The sequence below is a fragment of the Arthrobacter sp. C9C5 genome (assembly GCF_013359735.1).
In the GTDB taxonomy this organism is placed as follows: Bacteria; Actinomycetota; Actinomycetes; order Actinomycetales; family Micrococcaceae; genus Arthrobacter.
This window is the reverse complement of record NZ_JABFMX010000024.1, coordinates 23,680-45,246: the sequence shown is the minus strand read 5'-3', so window position 1 is coordinate 45,246 and position 21,567 is coordinate 23,680. Positions and strand designations below refer to the sequence as shown.

At 68.5% G+C, this 21,567-nt stretch carries 19 protein-coding genes; 8 read left to right on the top strand and 11 right to left on the bottom strand.

What is annotated here, in order from left to right:
* Positions 1-145: 145 nt before the first annotated feature.
* The 3 genes from HNO80_RS16280 to HNO80_RS16270 are packed head-to-tail and all read left to right on the top strand — an operon-like array spanning position 146 to position 3,036.
* Entirely contained in the window at positions 146-2,083 is a 1,938-nt protein-coding gene (locus HNO80_RS16280; protein ID WP_175323893.1) for an ATP-binding protein, read from the top strand.
* Positions 2,084-2,136: 53 nt separating this feature from the next.
* Positions 2,137-2,526, top strand: coding sequence for an ArsR/SmtB family transcription factor (locus tag HNO80_RS16275; RefSeq protein WP_175323892.1), 390 nt, complete (start codon positions 2,137-2,139; stop codon positions 2,524-2,526).
* Between the two features lie 12 nt (positions 2,527-2,538).
* Positions 2,539-3,036, top strand: a complete 498-nt coding sequence (locus tag HNO80_RS16270) for an SRPBCC family protein (RefSeq protein ID WP_175323891.1) — start codon at positions 2,539-2,541, stop codon at positions 3,034-3,036.
* Between the two features lie 90 nt (positions 3,037-3,126).
* Here HNO80_RS16270 and HNO80_RS16265 read toward each other — a convergent pair whose 3' ends face one another.
* Positions 3,127-3,666, bottom strand: coding sequence for a TspO/MBR family protein (locus HNO80_RS16265; protein ID WP_349627382.1), 540 nt, complete (start codon positions 3,664-3,666; stop codon positions 3,127-3,129).
* Between the two features lie 132 nt (positions 3,667-3,798).
* On the opposite strand from HNO80_RS16265, the gene HNO80_RS16260 reads away from it, so the two are divergent.
* The 3 genes from HNO80_RS16260 (at position 3,799) to HNO80_RS16250 (ending at position 7,250) form a co-directional block, all read left to right on the top strand.
* Positions 3,799-4,578 (top strand): SDR family NAD(P)-dependent oxidoreductase, encoded by a 780-nt coding sequence (locus HNO80_RS16260; protein WP_175323890.1) that lies wholly within the window; start codon positions 3,799-3,801, stop codon positions 4,576-4,578.
* Positions 4,579-4,659: 81 nt separating this feature from the next.
* Positions 4,660-6,348 carry a long-chain-fatty-acid--CoA ligase gene (locus HNO80_RS16255; protein WP_175323889.1) on the top strand — a complete coding sequence of 563 codons (1,689 nt, stop codon included), beginning with the start codon at positions 4,660-4,662 and terminating at the stop codon, positions 6,346-6,348.
* A 2-nt stretch (positions 6,349-6,350) separates the two neighbouring features.
* Entirely contained in the window at positions 6,351-7,250 is a 900-nt protein-coding gene (locus tag HNO80_RS16250) for an MBL fold metallo-hydrolase (RefSeq protein ID WP_175323888.1), read from the top strand.
* An 86-nt stretch (positions 7,251-7,336) separates the two neighbouring features.
* Here HNO80_RS16250 and HNO80_RS16245 read toward each other — a convergent pair whose 3' ends face one another.
* Positions 7,337-7,570 carry a hypothetical protein gene (locus HNO80_RS16245; protein WP_175323887.1) on the bottom strand — a complete coding sequence of 78 codons (234 nt, stop codon included), beginning with the start codon at positions 7,568-7,570 and terminating at the stop codon, positions 7,337-7,339.
* 201 nt (positions 7,571-7,771) lie between these two features.
* Here HNO80_RS16245 and HNO80_RS16240 point away from each other — a divergent pair, with 201 nt between their 5' ends.
* A complete protein-coding gene (locus HNO80_RS16240) occupies positions 7,772-8,374 on the top strand; it encodes a DnaJ family domain-containing protein (protein WP_175323886.1) in 603 nt (200 codons plus the stop codon).
* A 27-nt stretch (positions 8,375-8,401) separates the two neighbouring features.
* On the opposite strand, the gene HNO80_RS16235 is transcribed toward HNO80_RS16240, so the two are convergent.
* The 4 genes from HNO80_RS16235 to HNO80_RS16220 form a co-directional block, all read right to left on the bottom strand.
* Positions 8,402-9,052, bottom strand: coding sequence for an NADPH-dependent F420 reductase (locus HNO80_RS16235; RefSeq protein ID WP_175323885.1), 651 nt, complete (start codon positions 9,050-9,052; stop codon positions 8,402-8,404).
* 68 nt (positions 9,053-9,120) lie between these two features.
* Positions 9,121-9,438 carry a DUF6221 family protein gene (locus HNO80_RS16230; protein ID WP_175323884.1) on the bottom strand — a complete coding sequence of 106 codons (318 nt, stop codon included), beginning with the start codon at positions 9,436-9,438 and terminating at the stop codon, positions 9,121-9,123.
* A 34-nt stretch (positions 9,439-9,472) separates the two neighbouring features.
* Complete coding sequence (locus tag HNO80_RS16225) at positions 9,473-11,347, bottom strand: Na+/H+ antiporter (protein WP_175323883.1); 1,875 nt, start codon at positions 11,345-11,347, stop codon at positions 9,473-9,475.
* Between the two features lie 65 nt (positions 11,348-11,412).
* Positions 11,413-12,732, bottom strand: coding sequence for an ammonium transporter (locus HNO80_RS16220; RefSeq protein ID WP_175323905.1), 1,320 nt, complete (start codon positions 12,730-12,732; stop codon positions 11,413-11,415).
* 560 nt (positions 12,733-13,292) lie between these two features.
* Here HNO80_RS16220 and HNO80_RS16215 point away from each other — a divergent pair.
* Positions 13,293-14,771: a purine-cytosine permease family protein gene (locus tag HNO80_RS16215; RefSeq protein WP_175323882.1), complete on the top strand. Its 1,479-nt coding sequence runs from the start codon at positions 13,293-13,295 to the stop codon at positions 14,769-14,771.
* Between the two features lie 73 nt (positions 14,772-14,844).
* Here HNO80_RS16215 and HNO80_RS16210 read toward each other — a convergent pair whose 3' ends face one another.
* The 5 genes from HNO80_RS16210 to HNO80_RS16190 form a co-directional block, all read right to left on the bottom strand.
* A complete protein-coding gene (locus HNO80_RS16210; RefSeq protein WP_175323881.1) occupies positions 14,845-16,098 on the bottom strand; it encodes a multicopper oxidase domain-containing protein in 1,254 nt (417 codons plus the stop codon).
* 70 nt (positions 16,099-16,168) lie between these two features.
* On the bottom strand, positions 16,169-17,626 hold the full coding sequence (locus HNO80_RS16205; RefSeq protein WP_175323880.1) for a S8 family peptidase: 1,458 nt from the start codon (positions 17,624-17,626) through the stop codon (positions 16,169-16,171).
* A gap of 119 nt (positions 17,627-17,745) precedes the next feature.
* A complete protein-coding gene (locus HNO80_RS16200) occupies positions 17,746-18,717 on the bottom strand; it encodes a CapA family protein (RefSeq protein ID WP_175323879.1) in 972 nt (323 codons plus the stop codon).
* Between the two features lie 76 nt (positions 18,718-18,793).
* Positions 18,794-20,311: a carboxyl transferase domain-containing protein gene (locus HNO80_RS16195; protein ID WP_175323878.1), complete on the bottom strand. Its 1,518-nt coding sequence runs from the start codon at positions 20,309-20,311 to the stop codon at positions 18,794-18,796.
* 1 nt (position 20,312) lies between these two features.
* Complete coding sequence (locus HNO80_RS16190) at positions 20,313-21,554, bottom strand: CaiB/BaiF CoA transferase family protein (RefSeq protein WP_175323877.1); 1,242 nt, start codon at positions 21,552-21,554, stop codon at positions 20,313-20,315.
* Between the last annotated feature and the right edge of the window lie 13 nt (positions 21,555-21,567).

The following is a 21,567-nucleotide window of genomic DNA, read 5'->3' as shown; positions in this document are numbered from 1 at the left end:
CGTCAGCGCGTACCTTGGCTGCCTCGATTTCGCACACCCGCGCCAAATAGCCCGGAACTGCTACGCTCCACGTATCGGGCCGGACCTGCGGCTGCGGGTTGAGGAACGTCCAGCAACAACTTCAGTTGTGAGCGAGGGAATCAGCATGACGGTTGCCGAAATCCAAGTGGACCAGCGCGTGATCGGGATCGACTCGCGGCGCTTCGCCTCGGTGGAGAAGGCGCTGGTGGAGCTGATTACCAACAGCGACGACAGCTACGCGCGGCTCGAAAAGGCCGGCGCCCACGTGAGCGGCCGGATCCACGTCCGGTACGAGCGGCACCTCACCGGCGCTGTGCTGATGGTCGGCGACCAGGCGGAAGGGATGTCCTTCGAACGGGCCGGCCGGATCCTCAGCTACGGCGGCGCGCACAGCCCGCTCGCGCGCGGCGAGGGTGACGGCCGCGGCTACTTCGGCCGCGGCCTCAAGCAAGCGATCTTCGGCCTGGGCCACGGCTGGATCGAGACCATCCAGGGCGGCCGCTTCACCCGGATCGACGTCTTCCGTGGCGAGAACGGCGGCTACCTCTACGACGACGGCGGCGAGGACCGCCGCGCATTCCCGGCCGACTACGCCCGGCTGGGCATCGACGAAGCACCGGCCGCCAGCGGCACCCGGGTGACGGTCGTCGTCGACAATCCCCGCGTCCGGATCACCCAGTACAGCACCCTGCTGCAGTCCCTGTCGGACAACTTCTACCTGCGTGCGGTGCTGGACCGGCGCGGCGTGGAGCTGGAGCACGGCCAGCCCGGGTCGGGCGAGCAACGACGCGAGCCGGTAAGGTTCCAGGAGCCGCCGGCGGCTCTGCTGCTCGGCCCGGACCAGGACGGAAGCGTCAGCTTCGAAGGCCGGGCGTATCCGTTCACCCTCACGCTGAAACGCGCCACGGCGACCGAGCTGACACTCAAGGGAGACGAACGCACCAACGGCCTCGTCGTTCTGTCCGGGATGGCCGCACTGGATTGCCAGCTGTTCGCGTTCGAAAACCAGGTGGGCACCGAATACCTCTTCGGCGTCGTATCCTGTGACGCCCTGACCGGGATGCTGGGCCGCGGCCGGGCGATCATCAGCGACGAGCGTGAGGGCCTGAACCCCCGGGACCCCTTTGTGGCGGCCTTTTCCGAGGCCGTCAGCCGGATGATCGCCGGCGCCGTGCAGGCCGAGAAGGAGAAGCTCACGCATCTTGAGCGCGCCACCACCTCCGGCCGCACCGCCGAAATGATCGAGCGCCTGCTGCAGCACATGAACGAGGCCGCCGTCGTCGACCTGGGGCTGGAAACGGCGCCGGCGCCCGGTGGCAGCCTCCCTGCGGGGGAGCGGCCAGCGGCGCTGCGCTTCACCACCCCCTTCTACTATCGTCCGCCGGGGCATCCGTTCCATGTTTCCCTGCTGCTGGATCCGGCCCGGTTGCCCGACGGCGGGACGCTCACGTTCGAGGTGGACCTGCCCGGTACGCTGCGGATCGAGCCGGAACCTGTCCCGGTCGCCGTCGGCGCGCTGGGGGAGGCGCGGCGGCTCGAGTGGACCGTGACGGGGGAGCGGCCCGGCGAACGGGGCGAGGTTACCGTCCGGGCCGGCGACTACTGGGCGTTGTGCGAAATCGTCATCGCCGAACACGCCTCGCACCGCAGTGCCAACCACCCCCCGCATCGTGCGGTGCTCGCCGATGCGACGGTGCAGCCGGCGGCGCACCCGGAGGCCCGCCGCCCGAGCCGGGACCACGGCGTCGACCTCTTCACCGGCTACGAGTTCCGCAGCCTGCACAACAGCGCCGACCGTGCCATCTACAGCGAAGAAGAACGGAAGGTCATCATCAACACCGCCGCGCCCACGGTCCAGCTCTACGTTGACGGCCGCGGACGCTTCCGCGATTCGGCACGCCTTCTGTTGGCCGAACTCTTCCTGGACGTCATCGCGGACGAGCTCGCCCGGCGCCGCGTGGAACAGCACGGCCACGCCGGAGACCTCGAAGCCTTCAGGAGAGCGAAGCGGGACATCATCGGCCGCTACGGCAGCGACATCCACCGGACGTTCCTGGGCTGAAGCGCACGCCAACCCATTGACACCCATTCGGCGCGGGCCTATTCTACAACCAAATGGTTGTAGATCGGTTGAGTGACGAAGCAGTGGACCGCTTGTTCCAGGCGTTCGCCGACGCGACCCGGCGGGACATCGTGCGCCGCGTGACGGTGGGGGAGTACTCCGTTTCCGGGCTCGCCGCGCTCTACGCCATGAGTTTCGCCGCCGTCCAGAAGCATGTGGCGGTGCTGGAACGCGCGTCCCTGGTGACCAAGGAGAAGCGCGGAAGGGAGCAGATTGTGCGGGCCAACCACGCGGGCTTGCATAAGGCCCGCAGTCTGCTCGATGAGTACGAGGTCATTTGGCGGCAGCGGACTGAACGGATCGCCGACTTGCTGGCCGAAACGGATCCACAAGCCAACGAGAAATCAGCAGGCAAGGCAGAAACCAGCGAAGCAGAAGCATAGGAAGGGTTCGATATGACAGTCATCAGTTCAGTCAAGAATCTTGAGGCGCTGAGCCTTAGCGTCGTCGCGGAGTTCGACGCCGGCGTCCAGCGTGTCTGGCAGATCTGGGAAGACCCGCGCCAGCTCGAGCGCTGGTGGGGCCCGCCCACCTGGCCGGCCACCTTCGAGAAGCATGACTTCGTCCCCGGCGGCGAGGCCAGCTATTACATGACGGGACCGGACGGGGAGAAAGCCCGCGGCTGGTGGCGCTTCGTCGCCATCGACGCCCCGCGCAGCCTGGAGTTCGATGACGGCTTCTCGGACGACAATGGCGAGCCGGTGGCCGAGATGGGCACGATCCATGGCGTCGTGACGCTGGAGCCGACCGGCGACCGCACCCGGATGACCGTGCTGTCCACCTTCGAGACGGAGGAGCAGATGGAGAAGATCGTCGCCATGGGCATGGAGGAGGGTATGAAGGGCGCGCTCGGCCAGGTGGACGCGATCCTCGCCGAGCACGCCAACGCCTAAGCGAAGGGCGAACGTGCCACAGCTTTAAACAGGAGGACGACGGCGGAACTCAGTCCGCCGTCGTCCTCCCATTCGCGGGCGGTTGGCCGCCTAGTTATTCAGGGCCGCGTACAGGTTCAGGCTGGCCGAGAACACGAGCCACGACACGTAGGGCAGCATCAACACCCCGGCGGTCGTGCTGATCGGCCCGAAGTGCAGCACGACCACGGTCGCAAACGCGGCATGGGCGGCGATCACCAGCAGCGCCAGCCACAGGGCCGCGGCGCCCATCAGGGGATACAGGCCGAAGAACATCAGCGGCCACAAGAGGTTCAGCAGCAGCAGTCCGCCGTAGACTCGGAGCGCCTGGCGGCGCGGGAAGAGCCGTTGCCGCCACACCAGCCACGCCGCCACGGCCATGGCCGCGTAAAGCACCAGCCACGCCGAGCCGAACATCCAGCCCGGCGGGGTCCACGGCGCGGTGTCCGCGGCCGCGTACCAGGCGCCGTTCATCCTGATCGGCAGGGAACCGATCAGCGATACGGCCCAGGAGGCCGCCAGAAAACCAATGAGGGCCGCAAGCTGCTGCCGCCGCGGGCGGGTGCCGGGGGCAGGAGTGCCCGGGGCGCTTTGTTCAACGTTCAAGAGCACTGACTTACTGTGGACAACAGCCGGCCCTCCCGTCAAACTGCGACGGCGGAACCGTGCCCCGCCAGCCTATCCCGGGGACGCTGCCCCCGTTAGGCTGGCGCTGTCAGGACTGTTCACGTCTGGAAGGACATCATGGGCAACGAAGCTTCATGGCAGGAAACCATCACCCCGGGGCGTTTCGCCGGCAAGACCGTCATCGTTACGGGCGCAGGCTCCGGCATCGGCCTGGCCACCGCGCTGCGCGTCGCGAAGGAGGGCGGGAGGGTCATCGCGGCGGACATCAGCAAGGAACGCCTGGATGACCTGGTGGCCGAGAACGCGGGCCTGGACATCGTGCCGGTGACGGGCGACATTTCCACCGAGGAAACCGTTGCCGCCGTCGTCTCCGCCGCGGGCGGCCGCGTGGACGCGCTCGCCAACGTCGCGGGCATCATGGACAACTTTGCCCCCATCCACGAGGTGGACGACGCCGTCTGGGACCGGGTCTTCCGGATCAACGTCACCGCGCTGATGCGCCTGACCCGCGCCGTGGTCCCGCTGATGCTGCAGGCCGGCACCGGGTCCGTGGTTAACGTCGCCTCCGAGGCGGGGCTGCGCGGATCCGCCGCCGGAGCCGCGTACACCGCGTCCAAACACGCCGTCGTCGGGCTGACGAAAAACTCCACGGTGATGTACGGGCCGAAGGGCCTGCGCTTCAACGCGGTGGCGCCTGGGGCAACCATCACCAACATTGTGGCCGACTGGGGCTCGCAGCTGGCCGCCGAACGGCTGGGCCCGCTGATGGGCGCCAACATCCCCACCCCGGCGACCGCGGCGCAACTGGCAGCCTCGATCACCTTCCTGCTTAGCGCCGACGGCACGAACGTCAACGGCGCCATCCTGGCGTCCGACGGCGGCTGGTCCGCGCTGTAGATCCTGTGCCAACTGCGAGCCGTTTGGGTGGGCGGCGTCCGGAATTCGCCCCCGGCGGGCAGTTCACGAAATGATGTGGGCATGGAGCACACTGACCAGCAGCCCTGGGTGAAGAACTACCAGCCGGGCGTCCCGGCCGAGATCGAATTGCCCACGGAGTCGCTCGTCGCGATGCTGGAGCGGTCCGTGACCGAGGCCGCAACCGCCCCCGCCCTGGAATTCTTCGGCCGCCGGACCAGCTACACGGAGCTCGGCGAGCAGGTGGACCGGGCCGCCGAGGGGCTGCGCCGGCTCGGTGTCCGGGCCGGCGACCGGGTGGCCCTGATCCTGCCGAACTGCCCGCAGCACGTCGTCGCCTTCTACGCGGTGCTGCGCCTGGGCGCCGTCGTGGTCGAACACAACCCGCTCTACACCTCCCGCGAACTGCGCCACCAATTCGAGGACCACCAGGCCCGCGTGGTGATCGCCTGGGACAAGGCCGCGGCCGCCATCCGCGAGTTCCCGTCGGACATCGAAATCGACCACGTGGTCTCGGTCAACCTGCTCGAGGCGTTCCCCGCCGCCAAGCGCCTGGCCCTGGCGCTGCCGCTGAAGAAGCTGCGCGAAACGCGTGCCTCGCTGACCGCCCCCGCGCCGGGAACCATGCCGTGGAGGGAACTCCTGGGCCACGGCAGGATCGACCCCGCGCACCCGCGTCCCTCGGTGAACGACCTTGCCGCGATCCAGTACACCTCGGGCACCACCGGCCGGCCCAAGGGTGCGATGCTCACCCACTTCAACCTGTACTCCAACGCCCTGCAGGGCGAGGCCTGGATGGCCGGCGCGGAGTACCGCAAGGAAGTGTTCTACGCGATCCTGCCGATGTTCCACGCCTTCGGCATGACGCTGTACCTGACCTACGGCATCCGCAAGCAGGGCCTGCTGGTCCTCTTCCCCAAGTTCGACCCGGACCTGGTGCTGGCCGCGATGAAGAAGTCGCCCGCCACCGTCTACTGCGCCGTCCCGCCGATCTACGAGCGCACCGCCATGGCCGCGAAGGAGAAGGGCGTCTCGCTGCGCTCCTGCAAGTACTGCATCTCCGGCGCCATGAACCTGCCGGACCATGTGGTGGAGCTCTGGGAGTCGGTCTCCGGCGGCCTGCTCGTGGAAGGCTACGGCATGACCGAATCCTCCCCGGTGGCGCTCGGCAACCCCTTCCACCCCACCCGCCGCACCGGCACCATCGGTGTGCCCTTCCCGTCGACCCTGATGAAGGTCGTCGACGTCGACGAGCCGACCGTGGAGGTCCCGCAGGGCCAGCCGGGCGAGCTGCTGATTAAGGGCCCGCAGGTCTTCCAGGGCTACTGGAACAACCCGGAGGAAACCGCGAAAACCCTGACCGCCGACGGCTGGCTGCGGACCGGCGACGTGGTGACCGTGGACGCGGACGGGTTCACCACTGTGGTGGACCGGGCCAAGGAGCTCATCATCACCGGCGGCTTCAACGTCTCGCCCACCGAGGTGGAAGCGGTGCTGCGCCTGCACCCTGATGTCAGGGACGCCGCCGTCGTGGGCAAGCCGCTGGAGCGCGGCGGAGAAATGGTGGTGGCCGCCGTCGAACTTGAACCGGGCACCGCACTGGACGAGGACGCCCTCCGCGCCCACTGCCGTGAGCACCTCGCCGGCTACAAGGTCCCGCGCCGGATCGTCCCAGTCCCGGACCTGCCCCGCTCCATGCTCGGCAAGATCCTCCGCAAGCAGGTCCGTGAACAAGTCCTGCCGGGACTGTAGACATGGGCGGCGCCGCAGCGATCGACTTCACGTCCGGAGTGCCCCGGCCCGGTGACCTCAACGTGTCCTGGATCCACGGCTCGGAGTCGGCGAAGCACAACACGGACCCGGACATCCAGGTCCACGCCTATGACGAGCACACCTTCGTGCTGCGCCAGAACATGGCGGTCAACTACGAGGCGCCGTTCATGTTCCTGCTGTTCGGCAACGCCCGGGCCGTGCTGATCGACACCGGCGCCACGGCCTCCGCGGAGTTCTTCCCGCTGCGCCGCGTCGTCGACGGATTAATCGACACCTGGCTGGCCGCGCACCCGCGTGAGGGCTATGGGCTGCTGGTCCTGCACACCCATCCGCACGGTGACCATGTTGCGGGCGATGCCCAGTTCGCGGACCGGCCGGGCACCCTCGTGGTGGATGCTGAGCAGCGCAGCGCGTGGGAGTTCTTCGGATTCGAGGACGACGACGGCGGTCGCGCAAGCGACGCCGACCGGCGGGCCCAGGTGGACCTCGGCGGCCGGCTCCTGCAGTGCTGGCCCAGCCCGGGACACCACAGCGCCGCCGTCACGTTCTACGACCCATACACCGGCATCCTGCTCACCGGAGACACCGTCTACCCAGGCCGCCTCTACATCCACGACTGGCCGGCGTTTGTGGACACGATCAACCGGCTGATCCGATTCTGCGCCACGCACCCCGTCAGCCATGTCCTCGGCTGCCACATCGAAATGTCGCGGGATCCCGGGGTCGACTACCCGATCTACACCACCTACCAGCCGGGCGAACCGCCGCTGCAACTGTCGGTGGACCAGCTTTGGGAGCTCCGCCGGGCCATCGACGAGGCCGGCGGACGTCCCGGCCGCCATGTCTTTCCCGGCTTCGTGCTCTGCCTGGACGGGCCGTAAACGCCCGCGCGAAATGGCTTTTCGCGGCAATGTTTCGGCAAATCACTGCCGCGACCTGTCATCTCGACGCGAGCCCGCCCCGGTTCTTAGTGGACGGCGATGGTCTCCGCTTCCTCGGGCCCCACAAAGCTGCACGCGCCCGGATGGCGGACCGGCAGGGTGCAGGTGCGCCCGGTGGGCAGGTGGACGTTGGCGCAGCGGCCGGCCATGGCCACGTCTTCCCGGACATGGGTGACGTGCGTGCTGCTCAGGTCTTGGGGCGAAGCCCCGCCGCTGGTGGGGAGGGGGCTGTCGGACGGATTGTGCTCTTGGCTGTTCACGGCTGAGACTCCTTGGGATCTGCTGTGCAGGAAGGGTTCTGTGCTAATCCGAAGTCACCAGCCTCGCACGGGCGGATTAACGCCGCGTTACCGGGGTGTTAGGTGCCTGTCTCATCGCGGCCGCATCTTTTGCCGCCGCCCTGATTTGCGCATACTTGAACGCAGATCCGGGATTCCGGCGGCCGGGAAGGACGGTGGCTCATGAGCGGCGGGGGAGGCTCGGCGTTCCGGCGCCGGGTGGAACGGGCGGCCGAGTTGCGCTCCATCCGGGCCAGCGGCAGCACGGTCCAGGAGAATGACGAGCTCAGCGCCGCCGAGGAGGAGCTCAGGCAAAAACGCGCATTGGTAGACGACGCTGCCAAGGCCGAATACCTCATCCGCGACGCCATGGCGCAGGGGAAGTTCGACAATCTCAAGTACGCCGGCAAACCCATCCCGGGCCTCGGCGAGGTCTACGATCCGGACTGGTGGGTCAAGGGCCTGCTCCAGCGCGAGAACATCACCGGCCTGGGCCCGACGGCGATCCTGCTACGCACGGAGGACGCGGGACTCGACGCCCGCCTGGATGCCCAGTTCACGGAGAAACAGGTGCGGGATATCCTGGCCGACTTCAACGCCCGCGTGATCGACGCCCGCCGGCAGCTCCAAGGCGGACCGCCGGTCATCACCAAGACCCGCGACGTCGACGCCGAGGTGGCACTCTGGCGCGACCGCCGGGCGGCCCGGGCCGCCGTCGTGGCCCCGCCCGAACCGGAGCCGAAGCGGCCCTGGTGGCGGCGGCTGCGGAGGCCCCGACCCTGGTGAGCGGACGACGGGGGCCGGCTCCGCGGGCTAGTGCGCGTGGACGGTGCGCGGCGCCTTCGCCAGGTTTTCCCGCAGTTCGGCCGCATTCTGGCGGACGACGTAGGCCGGGCGGTCCCGTTCCACGCGCCAGCTTTCGGAGAGCGGGCCGATGTTGACGGTGTCGAAGCCAAACTCGTCGTAGAGCCGCGTCACAAGCTCCGCCGCCTCCGGGAAGTCGCTCGCGGTGGCCAGTGCGCGGCGGTTCTCCGTGCCGGCCGGGGTGCCGTCGGTAGTGATCTGGGTGTACATGATGTGGTTGAAGCCCTTGGCCGCCTTGGATTTGGGCAAGTGCTCCTGGAGCAGACCCGAGGTGGTGGCCTCGCCGTTGTCCAGCGCCGGGAACCGTCCGTCGCGCTCCCAGTAGTAGTTGTTCGTGTCGACCACGATCTTGCCGGCCAGCGGTTCTGCCGGGATGTCCTTGATGTTCTTCAGCGGGACCGTGACGACGGCGAAATCGCCGGCCGCCGCAGCCTCCGCCGCGGTTGCCGCACGGGCATGCGGGCCCAGTTCGGCGACGAGTTGCGCCAGGGTTTCCGGCCCCCGGGAGTTGCTGATCACGACGTCGTAGCCGAGCTGGACCGCCTTCCGGGCGAGCTGGCTGCCAATGTGTCCTGCACCGATGATTCCGATTGTTGTCATATCCGGGCTAACGGCATCCCGGGCGCGGATATTTCAGGGCCGTGGGCGCCGGGCGTGGGGGCCGCAGTTCAGGGGTGCAGCCAGCCTTGCTCGAAGTCCGGGTGGTCGTAATAGGGCAACGCCAGGGCCTGCAGGGAGCGCTCCATCCAGTCCAGCGACCGCGGCGCCCAGTGGGCCTCCTGGAGCGAGTCGCTGACCATCGAGGCCAGCGCCGACTGCCGGGCCGCTTCGACGACGCCGATCAGCCTCCGCTTGGCCTCGCACTCGAGCAGCAGCCGCTGTTCGTACCATTCGCCGGACTTGGAGACGGTCCGGTCGCTGAGGAGTGTCCGGGCCGCTGCCTCGTCCTCGGAAATTCGCTCGGACAGAAACTCAACAATGTCCACAAACCGAGGGTACGCGCGGCGGGCGGCCTTGGCATCACCCGAGCAGGTCGTCCTCGTAGCACCAGCGCCAGTCCTCGCCCGGTTCGATGCTGCGCATGACGGGGTGGCCGGTGGCTTCGAAGTGCCGGGAGGCGTGCGTGCCGGGGGAGGAATCGCAGCAGCCCACGTTCCCGCACGCCAGGCACATCCTGAGGTGCACCGGCGTCGTGCCTTCGCGGCGGCAGTCCGCGCAGAAGGGTTCGCGCGGAACGTCGGGGTCGGGCGCGGACTCGAGGTGGCCGCATACCCCGCCGGGCCTCGCGATCCCCTCGCCGCCGCCCTCGGCGGGGGTGTCCAGCTCCTCAAGCGAGATGTCCAGCATGGATTCCTCAACGTCCAGCCGGTCCAGGACCTCGCTGAGGACCTCGTGGGCGTAGGCGCCGCCGCGCCGCAGTTCCAGCACCTTGGCCCGTTCCGCGTCCAGCATGGCCAGCCGCAGCTGGGCGTAGCGCTGGCTGGGGGTCGCGGCCTCCGACGTCGGCCGGCCGAGCCGCTCCCAGGCCGCCAGCCCGCGCTCCTGGGTGCGCCGCTTGAGCATCGCGACGACCTCCGGCGGGTCGTTGTCGGTCCGCAGTTCCTGCAGCCGCTCCACCCCGGCGGCGGTGGCCAGCTGCATCAGGGACGCCTGGTTCAGGGCATCCTCGCGCTGGTCCGGGCCCTGGACCCGGAGCAGCCGGACCAGCGCCGGCAAGGTGAAGCCCTGCAGCGTCAGCGTCCCGCCGACCACCACCATCGCGGCCAGGATCAGCACGGACCGGTGCTCCAGGTCCGCGGGAAGCACCAGCACCGCGGCCAGCGTCACCACCCCGCGCATCCCGGCCCAGGACACGATCGCGGCGAACTGCCACGGCGGCGCCGGGTCATCGCGCCGCACGCTCGGAATCAGCCGGGGGAGGTACGTCGCCGGGAACACCCACACCGGCCGGAGCAGCAACACCGCCAGCAGGATCACGGCGCAGCCGGCCCAGATCCGGCCGGCGCCAAGCGAGTCGTCCTGGATGCCCTCGATGATCGTCCGGACCTGCAGCCCGATCAGCAGGAACACGGAGTTTTCCAGCAGGAACTGCACCGTGTTCCAGTTGCTGCGCTGGCTCAGCCGGGCCGCGCCGTTGGGCATGGAGGGCGCCTTGGTTCCCATCACGAGCCCGGTGACGACGACGGCGAGGACGCCGGAAGCGTGGATCGCCTCGGCCGGGAGGTAGGCGACGAAGGGGGCCATCAGCGACGTCGAGGTGTTGATCGCGACGTTGCGGATCCGCTTGCGGAGCTCGGTCAGCACGTAGGCGGCAGCCAGGCCGACCACCAGTCCGCCGCCGGCCGCGAGCAGGAAGCCGCCGGCGATCCCGGCCGCGGACACGGTCCCGGCGATCGCCGCGATGGCGGCGCGCAGGCAGACCAGCGCGGTGGCGTCGTTTACCAGGGATTCGCCCTCGAGGATGGTAACAATCCGGCGGGGCATGCCCACCTTCCGGGCGATGGCGGTTGCGGCCACGGCGTCGGGCGGTGCGACGACGGCGCCGAGGGCGATCGCGGCGGCCAGCGGGATTTCCGGGAACAGCCACCAGACCACGAGGCCGACGGCGAGGGTTCCGAAGATGACGTAGCCCACCGAGAGCAGCCCGATGGCGCGGCGGTTGGAACCGAAATCGAAGAGCGAGGTTCGCAAGGCGGCGGCGTAGAGCAGCGGCGGCAGCAGCCCGACGAGGACCAGTTCCGGGTTCAGCTCAATGCGCGGGACAAAGGGGAGGAAGGAACCCGCGACGCCGGCCAGCACCAGCAGCAGGGGAACGGAAACGTTGAGCTTCCGGCCCAGTGCGCTGCCGGCACAGACAACGGCCACGAGAACCAGCAGTCCGAGGGCGAGTTCCATGAGGCCATTCTGTCAGGCGGTTGTTTCGGCCGGGGCGGTGCCGGGGCGGTGCCGGCCGGCCGCGTTTAGGCGAGGCTGTCTTCTTTGACGCGTTCCTGCTGGCCGTGCGGGGCAGCGGCGTCCCCGGCAGCGTGGGCCTGGACCGCGTGGGCCTGGACGTGGTGGCCGAACGGGTTGAAGCGGCTGTGCGCCAGGCCGTCGAATTCGTAGGCGGTTTCGGCGTGCTCGGAGCGGTCCACGCCGGCCACCTCGGCTTCGTGGCTGACGCGGAAGCCGATGGTCTTGTGGATCGCGAGCCCGATGACTGCCGTCGCCAGGCCGGACAGCGTGACCGTGATCAGCACGGCGACGGTCTGGGCGATCAGCTGGTGCAGACCGCCGCCGTAGAAGAGCCCTCCGCCCTGGCCGTCGACGGGCAGGGCGATGAAGCCGAGGGCCAGCGTGCCGATCAGCCCGCCACCGAGGTGGACGCCCACGACGTCGAGCGAGTCATCGAAGCCGAACTTGTACTTCAGGTCCACGAAGACGCAGCAGGCGGCGCCGGCCACCAGGCCCAGGCCGACGGCGGCGAGCGGGCTGACGTTGGCGCAGGAGGGTGTGATCGCGACGAGGCCGGCCACCACGCCGGACGCCGCGCCGAGCGAGGTGGGGTGGCCGTGGCGGATCTTTTCGACCACGAGCCAGCTCAGCATGGCCGCCGCGGGGGCCGCGAGGGTGTTGACCCAGATCAGGCCGGCCTGCTCCACCGTCGTCGCGGCACCCGCGTTGAAGCCGAACCAGCCGAACCAGAGGATCCCGGCGCCGAGCATGATGAACGGAATGTTGTGCGGGCGGTGGGCCGGGTCCTTGCCGAAGCCGTGGCGGTTGCCCACGATCAGGACCAGGACGAGGGCGGCAGTGCCGGAGCTGATTTCCACCACGGTGCCGCCGGCGAAGTCGATTACCTGGCCGAAGACGGAGCTCACGGCCCCGCCGACACTCATCAGGCCGCCGCCCCAGACCATGAAGGCCAGCGGGCAGTAGACCACGGTAATCCAGACCGGAACGAAGAGCGCCCAGGCAGTGAACTTGGCGCGGTCGGCGATGGCGCCGCTGATCAGGGCGACGGTGATGATCGCGAAGGTTGCGCTGAAGCCGGCCTTGAGGAGGTCGGGGGAGCCCATCAGCCTGGCCAGCCCGAAGTTGGCGAAGGGGTCCCCGAAGATGCCCAGGAAGCCCTTGCCGGTGGTCATTGAATAGCCCCAGAGTACCCAGACGACACCAACGATGCCGGCCGAGACGAAGCTCATCATGATCATGTTCAGTGAGGCCTTGGCCCGGGTCATGCCGCCGTAAAAGAGCCCGAGGGCGGGGGTCATGAGCAGCACGAGGGCTGCCGAGAACATGATCCAGACGTTTCCCGCGGTGAGTTCCACCTGCGTTCCCTTCCAACGAATCGCCGTACCGGGACACCTCGCCGCCGGTCCCCAACCGGGTTCAATCCTCCCGGGAGCGTGTTTCAGGCAGTCGGGCACTACGTTGCAGGGAAGTTACAGAAATCGTCCCTCCGTGAAGGGCGCGTGTCGGTTTTGTTTCGGGCATGTAAACGGGGGCTATCCGGCGCGGTTCCCCCGCCGGTTCGACGGTTCCGCGCGGGGCAGCTGCTTGGTCCCTCTGTGTCGAACCGGCAGGCAACCGTCAAACGGATCGGCGGAGGGGTTGCGGAGCGGCCCGCCAGCGTTCCCTCCCAGTTGCCGCGCATCGGACGGCAGTGCGGCCGGCGCAACCCCCCGGATTTCGCGGAATAGCCGCGGCCGACTGCGGACGAACCGGGCAGGAACGTCGGCCCTCAGTCTGCCGACTGTCCGGAATCCCGGACACAACCTCCACCTACCCCCGTGATGCAGATCACGGGACGTGCTCAGATGGACGGACAAACCCACTCAAATCTCTAGTGAGGACGAGCATGCAAGCTTCGACACGAACGGAAACCGCCGGGCGGCGCGTCGAGCGCCGCTCCATCGACTTCGTTCCGGAAAATGAACGTCACGGATCTCCCGGGCAGCAGTTCACGCTGTGGTTCGGGGCGAACATGCAGATCACGGCGATCGTCGACGGCGCTCTTGCCGTGCTGTTCGGCGCTGACGCGCTCTGGGCAATCCTGGGTCTTCTGGTCGGTAACCTGCTCGGCGGCGCGGTCATGGCTCTGCACGCGGCCCAGGGGCCGAAGCTCGGCCTGCCGCAGATGATCTCCAGCCGAGCCCAGTTCGGCGTCTTCGGGGCGGTGATTCCGCTGGTGCTCGTCATCATCATGTACCTCGGCTTCGCGGCGACCGGTACCGTCCTCGCAGGCCAGGCCATTGATCAAATCACCCGCACCGGAACCCCCGCCGTGGGCATGATGATCTTCGGCGCGCTGACGGTACTTGTGGCCACGCTGGGCTACAAGTACATCCACGTGCTGGGCCGCATCTCGACCGTCGTCGGCGTGCTGGGCTTCACCTACCTTGGCATCCGGCTCTTCGCGAGCCAGGACGTCGGGGCCCTGCTCGCCTCCGGCACCTTCGAGTTCCCCACTTTCCTGCTCGCCATTTCGCTGGGGGCCGGCTGGCAGCTGACCTACGGCCCCTACGTCGCGGACTACTCGCGCTACCTGCCCTCGAAAACCCCGGCGCGGAAGACCTTCCTGGCCGCCTTCCTCGGCACCGTGCTGGGCTCCCAGTGGTCCATGACGCTCGGCGCGCTGTTCGCGTCGCTGGCACTGCCCAAGGGCCAGCGGTTCCTGGACGGCCAGGTTGCCTTCCTGGGCAACCTCAGCGGCGGCGGCCTGATCGCCGTCGTCATCTACCTGGTCATTGTGACCGGGAAACTGACAGTCAACACCCTGAACGCCTACGGCGGCTACATGACCATGCTGACGTCCGTCACGGCCTTCACCCGCAAGACCGCCGCCCCGTCCCGTACCCGGTTCGCCTACGTGATCGGCTTCATCGGACTCACCGTGCTGATCGCCATGCTGGCCTCCCCGGACTTCCTCGCCAACTTCAAGAACTTCGTGCTGCTGCTGCTCATGGTCTTCATCCCCTGGAGTTCCATCAACCTGGTGGACTACTACCTGATCTCCAAGGAGAAGGTGGACATCCCGGCCCTCTACGACCCCAACGGCCGCTACGGGCGGTGGAACAAGACGGCACTGATCTCCTACGCGGTCGGCATCGTTGCCCAGATTCCGTTCCTGGCACAGACGCTCTACACCGGCCCGATGACCAAGGTGCTCGGCGGATCCGACATTTCCTGGCTGGTGGGCCTTGTGGTCACCGCCCTGGTGTTCTACCCCCTGGCTAAGCGCAACTCGAATGCGCCGGCAGAGATGATCTATCCGAACGACGGCGGAGTCGCGGCGGAGCCGCCGGCCGGACGGCTCGCAGGCGCTCCTTTGGCCTGACCCACCGTCGCAGGCCGGTACCGCGGGCCGATACATAGCCCAGGCCGGGCTCGGCGGGGTTGCCGTCGGTGACTCAGGAGTGGCCGGTGTGGGTGCTGTTGCCGTCCCCTGAGCCGGGGCTTCCCGGGTCGAGGACGCGGTACCGGACCATCATCCCGGCGGTGATGTGGTCATTGACGTGGCAGTGGAACAGCCAGGTGCCCGGGTCGTCGGGAACCATGTCGGCCGTCACCATGGTGGCGGGTAGCAGGCTCACCACGTCGGTGCGCATCCCCAGGGCCGTGACCGTGTTGCCGTGCCAGTGAGGGGTGTGCAGGTCGACCTCGGTGCCCATGCCCATCAGATACCAGCGGACCCGTTCGCCCTTGTTCATCGTCATGGCTTCCAGCGGCAGGTTGCCGTAGACGTAGCCGTTGATGCTGTGCATCAGGTTGCTCTCGCCGAATTCCTCATCCTTGGTCTTGACGGAGGCCGGGTTTTTGGCGAAGCGTTGGATGTTGCGTTGCAGGTAGGGGCTGGCGTTTTCATTGCTCACCTTGAACTGCACAAAGAACTCACGGTCGACGTCGTTCGGGGTGCCGTCGGTGCGGGCTGCGTCGGCCCTGGTGATGACCATTGGGCCGACCAGGCCGGCGTAGTCGTCGCCCACTTCGTCGGTGTGCGAGTGATACATCCACATGACCGAACTGCCGTCCATGGGCCCCGGGCCGGCCCGCTCCGGCACCTTGTAGCTGTAGGTGTACACGCCGCCCGGCGGGACGGCGTCGTCGCCTTTCTGCGCGGCGCCGGTCCCGTCGTTGTAGGGCGCGCCCTCGCTGGCCTTGTCGTAGAACACGCCGTGCACGTGCACTGCGGCAGGACGGTCAAGGTTGTTCTTGAAGACCACCGTGATGGTGTCGCCGACGGCGGCGCGGATGACCGGGCCGAGCATGCCCAGGTGCTCCTCCGCGGCGCTGCGTGGCTTCAGTGTTCGGAAGGATGAGTCGGTGTACTCCCGGTAGAGGGCCTTGATGTAACTGCTGCCGATGCGGTCCGGTCCCTGCCGGGTGAAGACGGCGGCCGTTTCGTCGAAGGGCTTACCCGTGAGCTGGTTCGCCCCGGTGGGTGCATAGTTCCAGACCGTCTCGTCCGCAGCGATGAAGTAGCTCCGTACCTGCGGACCATGTCCGTCCTGGGCCGGGACGGTGCCGGCCGTCCTGCCTATCAGGCCGGGAAGTGATGACAGCACCGCAACCAGCGCGAGCACCAGGACCAGTAGGACAGCCCGCGGCAGGGTGAACAGGCGTCTGGGCCGCCGGGGCCCTGGTGCCGGAACGTTGCCGTCCATGAGGACGCCTTCTTTCGCGTACGGGTGGGGCTCCCCGCCTTTAAGCCCCGGTTGATGCCGGCGGGCGGATTTAAAGGCGGGTGATTTGAGTCAGGTAGCCGTAGTACTTGCCGCCCGCCGGGCGGAGCGGATCCCCGGCGAACCCGAAGTCCGGGTGCCGGTTGTTGTACGACTCTGCGGTGTCCAGGAACTGCTGGCTGACCTCCGCGCCCGATCCCTGGCAGGCTCCCTGGTCGATGCACAGGGCCACCGCGCCCGCCACCGCCGGACTGGCGAAGCTGGTGCCATGGTTGATGCCGTAGCCACCGGGCACGGTGGAGAGGATGCACACACCCGGCGCCGCGACCGTGTGCTCCTTGTCCCTGGCGTTGACGGCGAAGTTCGAGAAGAACGCCGGCCGGTCGTCCAGCTGTCCGAGGCGCCGCCAGTCGTCACGGCCGCACAGGCTGGCAGCGAGTCCGTCGGGCTTCCCGTCGAAGTCCGCCATGGCGGTCGCGGTCAGCACCTCGCGGTAGGCCGCGGGGACCGTTCCGGCGAGGTTCGCGCCCGAGTTTCCGGCGGCGACGGCGTATGCCACGCCGGCCCTGACCGAGCGGCAGATCGCGTAGTGCATCGGGTCGGTGCCCTTGCCGCAGTTGGCGGTGTCGGAGCCCGGGCCGCCGATGCTGATATTGGCGACGGCGATGTCGTTGTCCTCGTCGTCGTCCTTGTGGGTTGAGGTCACCCAGTCAATGGCGCAGATCAGGCTCGCCTCGGTGATGGAACCGGTGTTGGAGACGACCCGTACGGACCAGAGCGGGGTGCCCGGTGCCACGCCGATGATGCCGGAGCCGTTGTTGCGGGCACCGATGACACCGGCCACCGACGTCCCGTGGCCAAGAACGTCAATGGGCGTCACCTCGACCGGTTTCCCGGAGGTACAGTCGATCCCGCCCTGGACGTTCAGGTCGGGGTGCTTACCGTCGATGCCGCTGTCGATGACCGCCACATTGACTGCGGAGCCGTCGTCATTGCCGGTGCCGGCACGTACGGCGTCCCTGGCCGCTTCCGGATCGCCGCCGATCCGTTGCCACCACAACGGAGCGACCTCGGTGTTGGGCGTGCTGGGCTCTTCGGGCTCCTCGAAGTGCCGGCCGAGTGTGACGAAATCGACGCTGGGATCGGCGGCGAGGTTCTTGGCCTGGCTGGCCGTCATGGTGCCGGCGTAGCCGCTCACTGCGCTCCGGTAGACGTTGGAGCCACTGAACCCGAACTTGGCCTGCTGGGCCGCGGCCACGGCCCCGGCATCGCCGGTGCCGTCCTTGAGCACGACAATGTAGCTTTGTGCCGGCTCGGCGGCGGTCGAAGGCGCGGCGGCCGCCAGGCCCCCGCCCGTTGCCAGCAGGAGGGCTGCCAGTCCGCCCACGAAGCGCCGCGCCCGGGGGCCGTCCGGAGGGGGAGCAGCAGCGCCGGGCCGGGGCCGGCGCCAGCCGGGGTCCACGAATGTTTTTTGCACGTGCGGGAAAAGATTGCGGACAGTGGTAAACATCGTGGCCTCCCAGTAAGCATGGTGCTTTTCGAGTGCCCCCCGTCCATATGGTAGGCCCTGCAGCGCGGAATAATCAGGGGCCAATGGACCCCGCGCCCGGCGGCCGGGGGCAGCGGCGGCTACGCCAGCGGAATTTCCAGGCACCTTTCGCCGGCATTCCAGCTGCTTCCGGTGCCCAGCTCCCCGCACAGCCGGGACATCCGGCCCGCGACATCCCAGGCGTTCCGGACTGCCAGCCGGGCCTGGAAGCCGGCGATGAGGGTGGGAACCAGGCGCAGCTGCCGCGGCCTCCCGCCGTCGGTCCCCAGCAGGAAGATGAAGGAAAAGTCGTTGCGCTCCACGGGGTCCACCGCATAGTCATCGACGAAGTCCCCGGCACCGTAGATGATCGGCCGGTTCCGGTACACCTCAACGCCGCGGAAGATATGCGGCGAATGCCCGAACACGACGTCGGCGCCCGCGTCGACCAGCCGCCGCGCCAGTGCCCGGTGCTCGGGCGGGGCATCGGAGCCCCAGTTGCCGCCCCAGTGCGCCGAAACGATGAGCAGCTGGACACGCGACTTGGTCCGCTCAACCAACTCCAGCAGTTCCCCGACCCGCTCCCCGCGGTCTGGAACGGGTACGTAGTACACGCCCGGGGACCCGGGCGCCGCCTCCCAGTCCGGCTGGTTGTCCGTAAACGCCACGAACCCGACGGCGGTGGCGCCCACCCGGCGGACGGCCGGCCGGCGGGCCGAGTCCAGGTCCGCGCCCGCGCCCGCATGCAGGATCCCGTGCCGGTCCAGGGCCGGCAGCATTTCCCGCAGGGCGTCCGGACCGTAATCGAGCACGTGGTTGTTGGCCAGCGACACCAGGTCGATCTGCGCGGAGACCAGGCTGCGCACGTTCTTCAGGTCGCTGCGGAAGGTGAACACCTTGCCGGGCTCGGGCTTACCGCCGTCGGCCAGCACGCATTCCAGGTTGGCGATCCTCGCGTCCGCCCGCCGCAGGACCGGCAGCGTGTCACCCCAGGGATAGGCGGGACCGGCGGTCTCCAGGTAATCGTTGACCAGCCGGCCCAGCATGACGTCGCCCAGGAACGCGATCTGCATGGCACCAGCATGGACCGCCGGCCGGGCAAGCGAAAGGACGACGGCGGAACATTCGCCGTCGCCCCCTCCCGATGCCCTAGGCGCGGAGCCTGCGTCCCAGATTCGCGTATTTCCCGAGCCGGCGCGGAATGAGTTCGCCGATCCCGGAGGCCGAGACCAGGGAGAGCTCGTATTCAATCGCCTGTCCCATCCGCCGGCAGAACGCCCTGGCCTCCAACGCGGCGTCGGGGCGTTCGTCAACGATGTGGTCTATCAGTCCGTTGGCGTGCAGGGCCGCCACGTTGACGCCCTGGGATGCGGACATCGCCGGCGCAAACTCGGTGCTGCGGTGCACGATGGCGCTTGCTCCCTCGGGCGGCAGCGGGGACAGCCAGGCGTGCTGGGCTGCCACGGTCCGGTCGGCCGGAAGCAGCGCCAACGCACCGCCTCCGGCGCCCTGTCCCAGCAGCACCGAGACGGAGGGCGACTGCAAGCCGATGAGGTCGTGGAGGGACCGGGCAATTTCGCCGGCCAAGCCGCCTTCTTCGGCTTCCTTGGACAGCGCCGCGCCGCCGGTATCGATGACCGTCAGCAGGGGCAGGCCCAACTCCTCAGCCAGCCGCATGCCGCGCCGTGCCTCACGGAGGGAGGCCGGTCCCATGGCCGTCTGCTGCGACGGCCTCGGCCGCGAGTGGCCGAGTACGACGCAGGATTTCTCGCCAAAACGGGCCAAGGCCAGCAGCAGCCCGGGGTCCTTTTCGCCCTGGCCGGTGCCGTTGAGCGGCAGGACGTCCCGTGCCCCGTAGGCCAGGAGCTGGCGGAGGTCGGGCCGTCGGGGATTCCGCGAAATCTCAATCGAGGTCCACGCCCCGGCGTCCGAGGGGGCCACACCGAGAGTCGGCGGCGGACCCACCGGGGCCGGGGCGCCGGGGCTGAGGATATTCAGCGCACGGTTGACGATATCGGGCAGTTGCCCCGGCGGAACCACCGCGTCGACGAGCCCTTTGTCGAAGAGGTTCTCCGCCACCTGGACGTTCTCCGGGAAGGGCTTGCCATGCAGCGCCTCGTAGACCCGCGGGCCAAGGAATCCCAGAAGCGCGGCCGGCTCCGCCACGGTGATGTGGCCGAGCGAACCCCAGGAAGCCATCACGCCGCCGGTGGTGGGGTGGCGCAGATACACGAGGTAGGGGAATCCGGTCTGCCGGTGTGCGCGGACGGCGGCGGTGATCTTGATCATCGACAGGAACGCCAGCGTCCCCTCCTGCATCCGGGTGCCGCCGGACGCAGGTCCTGCCAGCAGAGGCAGGCCTTCCGCGGTGGCCCTTTCGACAGCCAGGACGATTCTTTCGGCTGCGGCGGCCCCGATCGAACCCGCGAGGAAACGGAATTCGCTGACGATCACGGCGACCCGGCGGCCGCGGATCAACCCTTCTCCGGTGAGGACTGACTCGTCCACGCCGGATTTCTCACGGGCCGCCGCCAGCTCCGCCCGGTACGCGGGGTCGGGGTCCGGGTCGGTCACCGGTTTGTCCCAGCTGCGGTAGGAGCCCGGGTCCAGCACCGTGGCTATCAGCGCGGTGGCATCCAGATGCCGTACCTTCTGCTCCGCCAGCATGTCAGCGACCGCCGTGGCGCTGGGCGCCGGCCGCCGTAGGGACGCCCGTGGCGCTCTCCAGCCAGCGGCGGATGCGGCCTCCGTCCTGGTCCAGCAAGGGTGGGGCGCTGTGCGATGTCAGGGTGGTCTCCCGTGCGTCGCCCTGCTCGAAGAACCGCAGCGGGGGGCCGGGCAGGCTGATTTTTCCCAGGACCTGGTGGTCGACGTCGATTACCAGGCCCTGCGAATGGACCTGCTCCCACTCGTAGACCTCGTCCAGGGTCCGCACCTTTCCGGCAGGGATGCCCACCTCGTTCAGCTTGGCCAGCAAGGGCTCGGCTTCGAAGTCGGCAAAGGCGTCCTCCACCGCCTCAATGACTTTTTCGCGGTTGCGCACCCGGTCAGCGTTGGTGGCGAACTCCGGCCGGGTGGTGTCGATCCCGAACGCGCCGGCGAAGCTCTTCCACAGCTTCTCGCTGCCCACACTGATCTGCACCTTGCCCTGGCGGCAATGGAACAGCCCGTAGGGGGCGATGGATGGGTGGTGGTTACCCTGTGCCTGCGGCAGGTCCCCGGCCACGGTCTGCCGCGTGCCCTGGAACGCATGCACCCCGATCAGGGCCGAAAGCAGGGAGGTCCGGACGATCTGCCCCTTGCCCGTCCGTTCGCGCTGCAGCAATGCGGCGAGGGTGCCAAACGCCCCATACATCCCGGAGAGCAGGTCAGCGATCGGCACCCCCACCCGCTGCGGATCGTCCGGCCCGGAACCGGTGAGGGACATCAGCCCGGCCTCACCCTGAAGGATCTGGTCGTAGCCGCTGCGGGCGGCCTCCGGCCCGTCATGCCCAAAGCCGGTGATCGACAGGATCACGAGTGCCGGGTTCAACGCATGCATTTCCGCCGTCGAGAATCCGAGCCGGTCCAGCACGCCGGGGCGGAAGTTCTCCACCACGACGTCGGCCTTCGTGAGCAGTTCCCGCAGGATCTGGCGCCCGTCGTCGCTCTTCAAATCCAGGGCGATGGACTCCTTGTTGCGGTTGCAGGACAGGAAGTACGTGGCCTGCGGGTCGTCCTCGGGGCCTACGAAGGGCGGTCCCCAGCCGCGGGTGTCGTCCCCCGTCCCGGGGTTTTCAACCTTGATTACCCGAGCGCCGAGATCCGCCAGCATCATCCCGGCGTGCGGGCCGGCAAGGGCACGGCTGAGGTCCACCACGAGGTAGCCGGCCAGCGGGCCCGCGTTGGGGAGGTCGGATTCCTTGCTCATAATCGATCCTTTT

What these genes read in the sequence shown, in the direction of transcription:
- HNO80_RS16190 (WP_175323877.1), bottom strand. Translation starts at nt 21,554, where the DNA reads ATGAGCAAGGAATCCGACCTCCCCAACGCGGGCCCGCTGGCCGGCTAC.
- HNO80_RS16255 (WP_175323889.1), top strand. Translation starts at nt 4,660, where the DNA reads ATGGAGCACACTGACCAGCAGCCCTGGGTGAAGAACTACCAGCCGGGC.
- HNO80_RS16280 (WP_175323893.1), top strand. Translation starts at nt 146, where the DNA reads ATGACGGTTGCCGAAATCCAAGTGGACCAGCGCGTGATCGGGATCGAC.
- HNO80_RS16250 (WP_175323888.1), top strand. Translation starts at nt 6,351, where the DNA reads ATGGGCGGCGCCGCAGCGATCGACTTCACGTCCGGAGTGCCCCGGCCC.
- HNO80_RS16240 (WP_175323886.1), top strand. Translation starts at nt 7,772, where the DNA reads ATGAGCGGCGGGGGAGGCTCGGCGTTCCGGCGCCGGGTGGAACGGGCG.
- HNO80_RS16235 (WP_175323885.1), bottom strand. Translation starts at nt 9,052, where the DNA reads ATGACAACAATCGGAATCATCGGTGCAGGACACATTGGCAGCCAGCTC.
- HNO80_RS16220 (WP_175323905.1), bottom strand. Translation starts at nt 12,732, where the DNA reads ATGTTCTCGGCAGCCCTCGTGCTGCTCATGACCCCCGCCCTCGGGCTC.
- HNO80_RS16270 (WP_175323891.1), top strand. Translation starts at nt 2,539, where the DNA reads ATGACAGTCATCAGTTCAGTCAAGAATCTTGAGGCGCTGAGCCTTAGC.
- HNO80_RS16205 (WP_175323880.1), bottom strand. Translation starts at nt 17,626, where the DNA reads ATGTTTACCACTGTCCGCAATCTTTTCCCGCACGTGCAAAAAACATTC.
- HNO80_RS16215 (WP_175323882.1), top strand. Translation starts at nt 13,293, where the DNA reads ATGCAAGCTTCGACACGAACGGAAACCGCCGGGCGGCGCGTCGAGCGC.
- HNO80_RS16210 (WP_175323881.1), bottom strand. Translation starts at nt 16,098, where the DNA reads ATGGACGGCAACGTTCCGGCACCAGGGCCCCGGCGGCCCAGACGCCTG.
- HNO80_RS16200 (WP_175323879.1), bottom strand. Translation starts at nt 18,717, where the DNA reads ATGCAGATCGCGTTCCTGGGCGACGTCATGCTGGGCCGGCTGGTCAAC.
- HNO80_RS16275 (WP_175323892.1), top strand. Translation starts at nt 2,137, where the DNA reads ATGGTTGTAGATCGGTTGAGTGACGAAGCAGTGGACCGCTTGTTCCAG.
- HNO80_RS16195 (WP_175323878.1), bottom strand. Translation starts at nt 20,311, where the DNA reads ATGCTGGCGGAGCAGAAGGTACGGCATCTGGATGCCACCGCGCTGATA.
- HNO80_RS16260 (WP_175323890.1), top strand. Translation starts at nt 3,799, where the DNA reads ATGGGCAACGAAGCTTCATGGCAGGAAACCATCACCCCGGGGCGTTTC.
- HNO80_RS16225 (WP_175323883.1), bottom strand. Translation starts at nt 11,347, where the DNA reads ATGGAACTCGCCCTCGGACTGCTGGTTCTCGTGGCCGTTGTCTGTGCC.